A 528-nucleotide genomic window follows, 5' to 3' on the forward strand; every position below is an offset into this window, starting at 1 on the left:
TAGCGAAATTCCTTGTCGGGTAAGTTCCGACCTGCACGAATGGCGTAACGATCTGGGCACTGTCTCAACTACCCACCCGGCGAAATTGTAGTACCGGTGAAGATGCCGGTTACCTGCGGCAAGACGGAAAGACCCCATGGAGCTTTACTGTAGCCTGATATTGGGTTTCGGAAATCTATGTACAGGATAGGCGGGAGACTGGGAAGTATGAGCGTCAGCTTATACGGAGTCGTTGTTGGGATACCGCCCTTAGGTTTCTGGAATTCTAACCTGCGACCGTGAATCCGGTCGGGGGACATTGTCAGGCGGGCAGTTTGACTGGGGCGGTCGCCTCCGAAAAGGTAACGGAGGCGCTCAAAGGTTGGCTCAGCACGGACGGAAACCGTGCCTCAGAGTGTAAACGCAAAAGCCAGCCTAACTGCGAGGATGACGGTCCGAGCAGTAACGAAAGTTGGAGTTAGTGATCCGGCGGTATGTGAATGGAAATGCCGTCGCTCAACGGATAAAAGGTACCCCGGGGATAACAGG

General features: G+C 54.2%; 1 rRNA gene. It reads left to right on the forward strand.

Features of this window, described 5'->3' with window-relative positions:
* Window positions 1-528, forward strand: a 23S ribosomal RNA gene (locus tag IE182_RS32990); the annotation flags it as partial.

The organism is Streptomyces cinnamoneus (assembly GCF_014650495.1).
Classification (GTDB): Bacteria; Actinomycetota; Actinomycetes; order Streptomycetales; family Streptomycetaceae; genus Streptomyces; species Streptomyces cinnamoneus.